Genomic DNA, 12,339 nt, shown 5'->3' on the forward strand with positions numbered 1-12,339 from the left:
TTATAATTTTAAAAATTACATCAATAAAAAAAACAATATTTTTTCTTCCACACCGAACTTTAACTTACATATTCGTTCAATAATTAAAAAAAAATTGGTATCTATATGAATAAAATGATCAGAAATATTGCTATTATTGCTCACGTTGATCATGGAAAAACAACACTACTAGATCAATTATTACAGCAATCCGGTACGTTTCAAAAGCATGAAGAAAAAATTGATAGAATTATGGATTCTAATGAATTAGAAAAAGAAAGGGGTATAACAATACTATCTAAGCATACGTCAATAACATGGAAAAATTACCATATAAACATTATCGATACTCCAGGACATGCCGATTTTGGAGGAGAGGTAGAAAGAATTTTATCTATGGTAGATTCTGTTTTATTAGTTGTAGATGCTTTTGAAGGACCTATGCCTCAAACACGTTATGTAACTAAAAAATCATTTTTATATAAAATAAAGCCAATAGTAGTAATTAACAAAATGGATAGACCCACTATTCGACCAGATTGGGTAATAAATCAAATATTTGATTTATTTGTTAATTTATCTGCTAGTGATGAGCAATTAGATTTTCCTATAATATATACTTCAGCATTATTAGGTCAATCGGGATATGATCCTGATAATATACAAAATAACATGGTCCCTTTATTAAATTCTATCATAGAATATACTCCGATACCCAACATATCAAAAAAAAAATTTTTTCAAATGCAACTTTCACAATTAGATTTTAATAATTATTTTGGAATGATCGGAATCGGAAAAATACAACAAGGACAGTTAAAAAGTAACCAAATAGTTTCAGTATTGAGAAATAAAAAAAAAATTTACACAGGAAAAATTCAAAATATATTAAAATTCTATGGGTTAAAACAAAAAAATATAGATATAGCATATGCTGGTGATATTATTGCAGTTACAGGACTTAATAACATTAAAATATCAGACACTATTTGTGACCCAGAGTTTTTATACCCTTTACCTAACTTGAAAATTGATGAACCTACTGTAAAAATGTTATTTTGCGTTAATCAATCACCTTTTTGTGGCAGAGAAGGAAAATACATAACATCTCGTCAAATTTTAGAGCGATTAAAAAAAGAAACTATTCGTAATATTTCTTTAAATGTAGAAGAAACTAAAAATTCAAATATCTTTTCTGTTTCAGGAAGAGGAGAATTACATTTATCTATTTTATTAGAGCAACTACGTAGAGAAAATTTTGAAATAGAGGTGTCTAGACCCACGGTAATTTTTAAAAATAAAAATAACGTGTTAACTGAACCATTTGAAATAACATTATTAGATATTGAAAAAAAACATCAAGGACCATTAATACAAAAATTAGGTGAGTTAAGAGGTGAAATACAGAATATAGTGACTAGTGAATACGGAAGAATTCAAATTGAATGTATTTTATCTAGTAGATCTTTAATTGGATTCAGATCTGAATTTATGAATCTTACATCAGGAAGTGGTACTTTTTTTTCATCTATTAACCATTACGGACCATTACAGAAAAAAAAATTCGGACAAAGAAAAAACGGAGTTCTTATTTCTAAAAAAACCGGAACAGCTGTATCTTTTTCTATTTACAATCTTCAAAACAGAGGACGAATGTTTATTCGTCATGGAGAAGAAGTATATGAAGGACAAATTGTAGGAATGCATAACCGATCTAATGATTTAACTGTGAATTGTTTAACAGGAAAAAAATTAACAAACATGCGTGCTTCTGGAACTGATGAAGCTATAACTTTAACTAAGCCAATTAACATTACATTAGAATATGCTTTAAATTTCGTGAATGACGACGAACTAATAGAAGTAACCCCTCGTTCAATACGATTAAGAAAATTACTACTTAAAGAAAGTGATAGAAAAAAAATAATAAAAAATAATACTCGTGATTAGCAATCATTAATAATAAAATATATAATATACAATTCATATTGTTAACAACTACTGAAAAGAATCTTTATATCCTAAAAAGATTCTTTTTATAAAAAACACTATAAAATATAAATAAATAATTTTTAGATCATATCAATTTAAAAATTTTACTAAAAATAATAATTTTAATTGCATTTAATTTAATTAAATAAAATATTTTGTAAAATATGTTAAGCATAAATTTAATCTCAATATTTGTCTAAAATTCATTATTATAATTTTTTATATAAATTATCTAAATATTACTTTTTTAATGCTTTATTTTTAATTAATTTCTATTTTAAAAAATTATTATAAAAATTTACTATCTAGTAAATACAAAAAAATTAACAGATGGATTTGATTTTATAAAAAAAATATTTTTTTTTTTTAAAAAAATTTTTTTTATGCGAATTTGTAATAATATTTTTTTAGGATATATATATACCCATGATAAAACTACACCAACATGAAACTTATGACCTGACTTATCATCTAAATATTCAACAGATTCAAAAATCTTAGGATGAAAAAAAGAATTATTACCTATTAATGAACAAACTGTAAATTTATTAATTTTTTTATTTTCATATTTACATAATACTTCTTGTCCATAATAACAACCTTTATTAAAATCAATAGCATCCCATTTTTTTAAATCTAAAGATTGTAATATAAAATAACCAGATATTTTTTTATCAATTATAGGAAAACATGCTTCAATGTCTAAAGCTAACCATTGCATGCTAATACTCAAAAAAATTTTATACTTCATACATGTCAAAAAATTTTTTACTTTACTTTCATGCACTAAAATTAAATATCTATTAACAGGTTGATCAATTTTTAAAACAATTAAATCATCCCGCACAATTACTGAAGTATGTTGATTAAACCTTATAGATAAAACATCTTTTAATATAAAGTCTGAGTTACTACCGCACAAACCAAATAAACGAAAACTATTATCTTCAAAAATATCTACTTTAGAAAATAAAGAATATTTTTTTAATTCATACAAATGTTTCTTACAAATTGAAGAACGTACAACATACAAATAACAATCGTAATATTTAAATATGAAAAATGAAGTCCATACTTTTCCGTTAATATTACAATGAGCTCCAATTTTATAATTATGAAGATCAATTAAATTCATATCTATTGTAAATTGATTATTTAAATATTTTTTTTTATCTGATCCTAGAACACGAACTATAGACCAACCATTTAACTGCATATATATATTAGGTAAATTATTACTTAAATAAACATTTGAATTATTTTGCATAAATTACTCTCTAAGAAAGACTTTTTCAGTATTTTTTTTTTATATTATAGTCATATGATATAATACAATAATTAAAGTTTATATAAAAATTATTATATAATAATAATCACATAAAATATTACATATCAATTATTTATAATAAATTAAAAAATGAAAATTATACATATTTTAAAAAAACAAAAATTTTAAAAAATAAAATGAAAAAAATATTAAATTTATCCACTTTAATTAAAAAAATACAACTATCTAAAAAAAAAATAATATTATTAAAGAGGAATCTTTGACTATGATAACAATAAAAAAAAAATTCAATCTATTAATTCTAAATTAAAAAATTTAAAATTTTATAAAAATTCTAAATTAATATCACATCTATACAAAAAAAAGAATATTTTATCCAAAAACAAAAATGATATTATACGAATTACTAATATACTACAAGATATAGAATGTTGGATAAAAATATTTATACAAGAACCCGATAAAATTATTGAAAAAGAAATAAATATACAATATAAAAAATTAAAAAAAAAATTAAAAAAACTAGAAATATACATCATGTTTCACCATAAACACGATCATAATAATTGTTATATAGATATACAATCAGGATCAGGAGGAATTGAATCACAAGATTGGACAAAAATGTTATTAAAAATGTATCTAAAATATTCATTCAGTAAAAAATTTAAAAGTAAAATAATATCCCAATCAGTAGGAGAAACAGGTGGTATAAAATCTATTACATTAAAAATTAAAGGTGAATATGCGTTTGGTTGGTTTAGAACTGAAACAGGTATACATAGATTAGTACGAAAAAGCCCTTTTGACATAAACAACAAAAGACATACTTCATTTAGTTCTGTATTTGTATACCCCGAATTAAAAAAAAATATTCATATAGATATTAAACCGAAAAATCTAAGAATAGATGTTTACCGATCTTCAGGAGCTGGAGGACAACACGTCAATAAAACAGAATCTGCTGTACGCATTACACATATACCTACCGGTATTGTAACACAATGTCAAAATGAAAGATCTCAGCATAAAAATAAACATGCCGCTCTAAAACAATTAATATCTAAATTATATCGAATAGAAACAGAAAAAAAAAAAATAGAAAAAAAAAATACAAATACAAAAAAACCTAGTATTCGATGGGGAAACCAAATTCGTTCATATATATTAGATGATTCTAGAATAAAAGATATCCGAACAAACATAGAAAGAAATGATGTATATCAAATTTTAAATGGTGATTTGCATCAATTTATTGAAACTAGTTTAAAAATGGGATTATAAAGATAAAATATGTCAAAAAAAAATCAAGAAAAAAAAATAAAAAAATCATCAAAAAATGAAGTTAATATAAGAACAAAAAAATTATTTCAATTACGTCAATTGGGTTTTGATTTTCCTAATAATTTTATTTGCACAAATAATATCAAAAATATTTTAAATGTATATCAAAAAAATACAAAAGATGATTTAAACAAATTATGTTACATAGTTAAAATTGCTGGAAGAATTATAAAAAAAAGAATTTTAGGAAAAGCTGCATTTTTAGTAATATATGGTAATCATCATACAATTCAGATATATGTAAAAAGTAATTTATTTGCAGAAAATTACTATAAAAATCATATTCTAGAATTAGATTTAGGAGATATAATCGGAGTAAAAGGAAAACTATTTAAAACTAATACATTAGAACTATCTATTTATTGTGAAAAAATATATTTATTAACAAAATCTTTGAGACCATTACCAGACAAATACCAAGGATTAAAAAAAAAAGAATTAAAATATAGAAAAAGATACTTAGATCTTATATCTAATATTCAGACTACAAAAATTTTTGAACAAAGATTTTCTATTATTTCAAATATTCGTAAATTTATGACGCAAGAAAATTTTTTAGAAGTTGAAACGCCAATGATGCATCCTATTCCTGGAGGAGCTAACGCAAAACCATTTGTTACTTATCATAACTCCTTAAATAAAAAAATGTATTTACGAGTCTCTCCCGAACTATATTTAAAAAGACTAATTATCGGTGGTTTTAACAAAATTTTTGAAATAAATAGAAATTTTAGAAATGAAGGATTATCAAAACAACATAGTCCAGAATTTACTATGATGGAAGTTTACTTATCTTACAGTCAATATACTGACATGATGTTTTTTTTGGAAAAATTATGTATTTTTTTAATAAAAAAAATTTTTAATTCACATATTTTTACATATGGTAAATACCAGTTAAATTTTGAAAAACCAATTAAAAAAATGACTATGATACAAGCAATATTAAAATTCAATAAAAAAATTAAAAAATCTGATCTAAAAACACTAGAAAAAGTTAAAAAACTAGCACACAAACTACACTTAAACATAAATACATGTACTTCATTAGGAGAAATAATTTATTTAATTTTTGAAAAAAAAACAGAAAAAAAAATAATACAACCAACATTTATTACTGAATATCCCCTAGAAATTTCTCCTTTAGCTAAAACTAACAGTATAAATAAAAATATCACAGATAGATTTGAATTTTTTATAGCAGGTTATGAAATAGCTAATGGTTTTTCTGAATTAAATGATCCAGAAGAACAAAAAAGACGTTTCAAATTACAAAAATCACAAAAAAAAAATGTAGAATTTTTAAAAAATTTTTATTACGACCAAGATTATATTACTGCTTTAGAGCACGGATTACCACCTACATCTGGTTTAGGAGTTGGTATTGATAGATTAATCATGATTTTAACTAATCAAAAAAATATCAAAGATGTTATACTATTTCCAATTTTAAAGAATAAATTATATCAATAATTAAAATCATTAATTTTGATAAAATTAATCAAATACATAAAATAATTATTTCAATTGAAATAATAAACAATATTTAATATTTTTTAAATATAAATATTATTAATACATAAAATTATTAATATTCATTCAAATAATATATGTGGAGAAAAAATGCAAGATACATTAAATATTTCAAATAAAGTACTAACAAGAAAAAATCTTATTTATTTAATAAAAAAATACAAAACACCATTATGGGTATACAACGCAGATATTATTGTCAAACAAATCAAAAAATTAAAAAAATTTGATATCATTCGTTTTGCACAAAAATCTTGTTCTAATATACATATATTAAAAATAATGAAAGATAACAACATAAAAATAGATGCTGTTTCATTAGGAGAAATAAAAAGAGCGCTTATTGCAGGATTTAAACCACACAATAATGACATTGTATTTACATCAGATATTTTAGAAAAAAAAGTACTAAAAGAAGTAGTTCGAAAAAAAATTCCAGTTAATGCTGGATCTATTGATATGTTACATCAGTTAGGAAAAATATCTCCTAAACATCCTGTATGGATTAGAATTAATCCTAAATTTGGAGGAGGGCATCATATTAAAACAAATACAGGAGGAGATCAAAGTAAACACGGAATCTGGAATTCTATGCAAGCTATACCAATAATTGAAAAATATAATTTAAATCTTATTGGATTACACATACATATAGGATCAGGAGTGAACCTAAAAAACTTATATCAAGTATGTGAATCTATGAAAAATCATGCCATTAAACTAAATAAAAAAATACAATTCATATCTGCTGGAGGAGGACTAAGTATACCCTACAAACCAACAGATAAAGAAATCAACATAAATGAATATTTTCAAAAATGGAATAGTGTAAAAAAACAACTTACTTCTACTTTAAATTGTCCTATTAAACTAGAAATTGAACCAGGTCGATTTTTAGTAGGTCAATCTGGAATATTAATAGCAAAAGTATATTCCGTAAAAAAAACGCAAAAAAATATTTTTGTACTAATTAATGCAGGATTTAATGATTTAATGAGGCCTGTTTTATACGGTAGTTACCATGAAATAACAGTATTACATAAAAATATCAAAGATATCCAAAAAATACCCCTCATTCGAGGTATAATAGCTGGACCATTATGTGAATCTGGAGATATCTTTACAGTACAAGAAACAGGAATTATACTACCTAGAAATATTCCTGCAGTATATCCTGGAGATTATATAATTATCCACAATACTGGTGCTTACGGATCATCTATGTCCTCTAACTATAATAGTCGACCTTTTATCCCAGAAATATTATATGAAAAAAAAGTTTTTAGGTTAATAAGAAGACGTCAAACTATAAAAGAAATGCTATCATTAGAATTACCTCTATAAAAATCACATAATGATATATATCATCCTTTTACAATATATGATATCTTATAAGTCATAATCAATAACTATACATTATAAATAAAAAACTTATACAATAACATTATCAATACTTATTTTGTGTTTAAATTAATTATGAATAAAAAAATAAAAAAAAAAAAAATATATATTAAAACATGGGGTTGTCAAATGAATGAGCATGACTCCTCTATAATTGAGAACATACTGATAAAAACAAAAAATTATATTGTTACTAAAAATCCAGAAAAATCAGATATTTTAATTCTAAATACCTGTTCAATCCGAGAAAAAGCTCAAGAAAAATTATTTCACCAATTAGGTCGTTGGAAAAAATTTAAAAAAAAAAAACCCAATATACGTATAGCTGTAGGTGGATGTGTAGCTACTCAGGAAGGAAAAAAAATTCACAAACGAGCTAAATTTATTAATATTATTTTCGGACCTCAAACACTACATAAACTACCTGAATTAATAGATCAATCTTATTATACTAAAAATTTAGTTATTGATGTTACAACGTCATCTTTAAAAAAATTTAAGAATTCAGTTAATACTCAAATTAATCAAAAATTCACTTCATTCGTTACTATTATGGAAGGATGTAACAAATATTGTTCCTTTTGCATTGTACCTTATTCTAGAGGAAAAGAAATCAGTAGGCCACGTGAACATATATTATCTGAAATAAAGAAACTTTCTGATTTAGGTGTACGAGAAGTTATTTTGTTAGGGCAAAATGTAAACGCATATAAAATATATAATTCTATTAATAAACGAAAATATAATTTTTCAGATTTATTATATGAAATTTCAGAAATTCCAAAAATAAATAGAATAAGATATATAACCAGTCATCCCATGGAATTTAGTCATGATATAATACAAGCTTATAAATATATTCCTCAATTAACAAATTTTTTACACTTACCCGTACAAAGTGGATCTAATAAAATATTAAGATTAATGAAAAGAGGTTATACTGTAGAAGAATATGAGGATTTAATTAATAAATTAAAATTTATTCGACCAAATATAAGCATTAGTTCTGATTTTATTATAGGTTTTCCGGGAGAAACGCATCGAGATTTTAAAAAAACATTACAATTTGTTTCAAAAATCAATTTTGATACAAGTTATAGTTTTATTTATTCTCCCAGACCAGGTACTAGAGCTGCAAAATTAACTGATAATACTACTATTGAAGAAAAAAAAAATCGATTATATTTATTACAAAAAAAAATAATTCAACAATCATTTCAATGGAGAAGAAGAATGTTAGGTACTATCCAATCAGTACTAGTAGAAGGCTCTGTTAAAAATAATCCGAAAGAATTGTACGGAAGAACAGAAAACAATAGGATTATTTATTTTACTGGAAAATCAGAACTAATTGGAAAATTTGTACAATTAAAAGTCATAAATATTAATTATAATACATATTTAAAGGGAACAATCATTTGAAAAAAAAAATAAAATATATTTTTAATGTTTACAATAATTATATTGGTAAAATACTATGAACATATATCTACAGATTGCATGTAAAAAAAAATTTTTTTTCCCAAAAAAAAATTTTTTTTATCATGTTTAAAAAAAATTTTTAAAAAAAAAAAAGTAGAAATTACTATTAGATTAGTAGATCTTATAGAAATCCAGTTACTCAATAAAAAATATCGAAATAAAAATATACCCACAAATGTATTATCATTTCCAGCTACTAGTAATATATATATAAAACATAAATTTCGAAATTATATAGGAGATATAATACTCTGCGCTCATTACATCAACAAAGAATCTTTATTATTACGGAAAAATATATTAGAACATTGGGCACATATGATAATTCATTCTACATTACATCTATTACATTATACTCATAATACTGCTCAATCTGCAAAAAAAATGCAAACAGTAGAAAATATAATCATGAAAAAATTAGGTTTTCTTAATCCATATAACTTATACTAATAATTTAAAATAAATAATAAAATCAAAAAAAATCATTTTATATATAAACAAGAGATCACAAAGTTTATAAAATTAATTGTATTATAAATAAAATTTATTTAAATTATAAGCTGATATATAATATCTGTAATTATTAATTACAATATAAAAATAAATTTCATAAAAAATAAATTTTTAATTTAATAAAAATCTTCTAAATAGTTATTTATATAAATGTAGAAGATATAAATATTTTTAAAATTTTATAATAAAAATTGTTTCAATAAATTAATATAAACTTTTGTCTATAGGAAAGTTATGGAAGAAAATCAATATGTTCCGAAAGAAATAGAATTAATAGTACAAAAATATTGGATAAAAAATAAAACATTTTCTGTAAAAGAGGATGAGAAAAAAGAAAAATTCTATTGTTTACCTATGATGCCCTATCCATCCGGAAAATTACACATGGGTCATGTTCGTAATTATACAATTAGTGATGTGATAGCACGTTATCAAAGAATGCTTGGAAAAAATGTATTGCAGCCAATTGGATGGGATGCATTTGGTCTTCCAGCAGAAGAAACAGCTATAAAAAATAAAATTTCACCTCTAAAGTGGACTCGTCAAAATATATCTGTTATGAAGCAACAATTACAATCCTTAGGATTCAGTTATGATTGGAATAGAGAATTAACTACTTGCAAACCAGAATACTATCGATGGGAACAGTCATTTTTTATAAAATTATTTCATAAAAATCTTGTATATAAAAAAAAAACCATAGTAAATTGGTGTCCTATTGACAAAACAGTTCTTGCTAATGAACAATCTCAAAATGGTAAGTGTTGGAGATGCGGATCTACCGTTATATTAAAAAAAATATCACAATGGTTCATAAAAATTACTGCATATGCTAATGAATTATTAAAAGATTTAAAATTATTACGAAAATGGCCCAAAGAAGTTATTTCTATGCAAAAAAATTGGATTGGAAAATCCAAAGGTATACAAATAAAATGTAAAATAAATCATTTAGATTATTTTTTAAAAATATATACAACACGACCAGAAACTATAATGGGTGTAACATTTTTTGCAATATCTATATACCATCCAATAATTTCTAATATTCTTAAAAAAAACGCTAAAATTAAACAATCATTAAAAAATAATTCTAAAATATATAATGAATATCAAAAAAATGACAATCTAATAGGTATTAATACAAATTTACTAGTATTACACCCTATTACTAAAGAAAAATTACCTTTATGGATAACAAATTATGTCAAACATGATTATGCTACTGGTGCCATTATGGCTGTACCCGGTAATAGTAAAATAGACTATTCTTTTGCAAAATTATATAATATTCCTATTAAATTAATATTTTCAAAAAGCATTAGTCCCTATAAACAAGAAAATAAAATTTTAATAAATTCCTATCCATTTAATAATTTAACCGTAAAAAAAGCTCGAAAAACTTTTTCAAATATTTTAATTGATAAAAAAATAGCAAAAAAGTGTATTTATTACAAAATAAAAGATTGGTGTATTTCTCGACAAAGATACTGGGGTACTCCTATTCCTATGTATACAAACAAAAAAAATCAAATATTACCGATTCCAGAAAAAAAATTACCAGTAGATTTACCTGACTATATACATAGTAAAAAATATACTAAATCATTAAAAGCATATACTAGTTGGTTAACTACTAAAATATATGGAGAGAATGTAATTAGAGAAAGCGATACATTTGATACTTTTATGGAATCTTCTTGGTATTATGCAAGATACACAAACCCTCATTTTAATAAAGACATTTTAGATATTAAATCAGCAAAATACTGGTTACCTGTAGATCGATACATAGGAGGAATTGAACATGCAGTTATGCATTTAATATACTTTCGATTTTATCATAAACTATTACGTGATTTTGGATATGTTAATTCTCAAGAACCCGTAAAACAATTGATCTGCCAAGGAATGGTTATAGCTGAATCTTTTTATGTGCGCAATAGTGATGAAAGTAAAAAATGGTTATCACCAAATCGTTTAAATATTGTTCGTAATAAAAAAGGAGATATTATCAATGTTTCTCAAAAAAATGTATCAGGTAATATTGTTTATGCTGGAAAAATAAAGATGTCAAAATCAAAAAACAATGGAATAGAGCCTGACCATATTGTTAATCAATATGGAGCCGATACATTACGATTATTTTTAATGTTTGCAGCTCCAATAAATAAATCTCTAGAATGGAACTCCTCCAGTATTATAGGTATGCATAGATTCTTAAAGAGAATATGGAATTTTGTTCATTCTATAAAAATAAACAATTATAAAAATACAAAAAAAATTAAACCTTGCCAAAAAAATAAAATATATGAACAATTAAATAATACTATTACTACAGTAACTCGCGATATGCACAAAAAAAACTCATATAACACTGCTATTGCACATATAATGAAATTTTTTAACTTTATAATAAAATTGTATAATAAAAAAGAAGTCAATTCGCAAAACTTACTTAAACCTATAAAAATTATAATAAAAATGTTATATCCCTTTACACCACATATTTGTTTCATATTATGGAATAAAATCAACAAAAAGAAAAATTGTATTGATGTAGAAAAATGGCCTACACCAAAATCATATTTAATACTTAACCAAAAATCAAAAATAATAGTTCAAATAAACGGAAAAAAAAGAAATATTATTCAAGTAAATAATAATATCTTAAAAAAAGAAGTTATTCAATCGATCACTAACAACGATAAAAATAAAAAATATTTTTATAATAAAAAAATTCATAAAATAATTTATATACCGCTAAAAATTATTAATTTTGTATTGTTGGAGAAAAAAAAATAAAA

8 protein-coding genes are annotated in these 12,339 nt (G+C 23.3%); 7 read left to right on the forward strand and 1 reads right to left on the reverse strand.

Going from position 1 to position 12,339, the window contains the following annotated elements:
- The first annotated feature begins 105 nt into the window (after positions 1-105).
- Entirely contained in the window at positions 106-1,929 is a 1,824-nt protein-coding gene (gene typA / locus BUCISPPS3390_RS01410; protein WP_154060870.1) for a translational GTPase TypA, read from the forward strand.
- Between the two features lie 343 nt (positions 1,930-2,272).
- Here the strand turns inward: typA and BUCISPPS3390_RS01415 are convergent, their stop codons facing one another.
- The gene (locus BUCISPPS3390_RS01415) at positions 2,273-3,238 is read right to left on the reverse strand and encodes a hypothetical protein (protein WP_154060871.1); all 966 of its coding nucleotides are present in this window, start codon (positions 3,236-3,238) and stop codon (positions 2,273-2,275) included.
- A gap of 197 nt (positions 3,239-3,435) precedes the next feature.
- On the opposite strand from BUCISPPS3390_RS01415, the gene prfB reads away from it, so the two are divergent.
- The 6 genes from prfB (at position 3,436) to leuS (ending at position 12,337) form a co-directional block, all read left to right on the forward strand.
- Positions 3,436-4,543, forward strand: a protein-coding gene (gene prfB / locus BUCISPPS3390_RS01420) for a peptide chain release factor 2 (protein WP_197729920.1) whose coding sequence is annotated in 2 segments (ribosomal slippage) — positions 3,436-3,519 and positions 3,521-4,543 — 1,107 coding nt in all. Because the reading frame shifts where the segments join, the coding sequence is not laid out codon by codon here.
- A 9-nt stretch (positions 4,544-4,552) separates the two neighbouring features.
- The gene (lysS, locus tag BUCISPPS3390_RS01425) at positions 4,553-6,076 is read left to right on the forward strand and encodes a lysine--tRNA ligase (protein ID WP_154060872.1); all 1,524 of its coding nucleotides are present in this window, start codon (positions 4,553-4,555) and stop codon (positions 6,074-6,076) included.
- 150 nt (positions 6,077-6,226) lie between these two features.
- Positions 6,227-7,480, forward strand: a complete 1,254-nt coding sequence (lysA, locus tag BUCISPPS3390_RS01430; protein WP_154060873.1) for a diaminopimelate decarboxylase — start codon at positions 6,227-6,229, stop codon at positions 7,478-7,480.
- Positions 7,481-7,612: 132 nt separating this feature from the next.
- On the forward strand, positions 7,613-8,959 hold the full coding sequence (gene miaB, locus BUCISPPS3390_RS01435) for a tRNA (N6-isopentenyl adenosine(37)-C2)-methylthiotransferase MiaB (RefSeq protein ID WP_154060874.1): 1,347 nt from the start codon (positions 7,613-7,615) through the stop codon (positions 8,957-8,959).
- Between the two features lie 90 nt (positions 8,960-9,049).
- Positions 9,050-9,469, forward strand: a complete 420-nt coding sequence (gene ybeY / locus BUCISPPS3390_RS01440) for an rRNA maturation RNase YbeY (RefSeq protein WP_154060875.1) — start codon at positions 9,050-9,052, stop codon at positions 9,467-9,469.
- A 297-nt stretch (positions 9,470-9,766) separates the two neighbouring features.
- Positions 9,767-12,337, forward strand: coding sequence for a leucine--tRNA ligase (leuS, locus tag BUCISPPS3390_RS01445; protein WP_154060876.1), 2,571 nt, complete (start codon positions 9,767-9,769; stop codon positions 12,335-12,337).
- The last annotated feature ends 2 nt before the right edge of the window (positions 12,338-12,339 follow it).

The sequence above is a fragment of the Buchnera aphidicola (Cinara cf. splendens/pseudotsugae 3390) genome, from assembly GCF_900698845.1.
GTDB lineage: Bacteria > Pseudomonadota > Gammaproteobacteria > Enterobacterales > Enterobacteriaceae > Buchnera_F > Buchnera_F aphidicola_AM.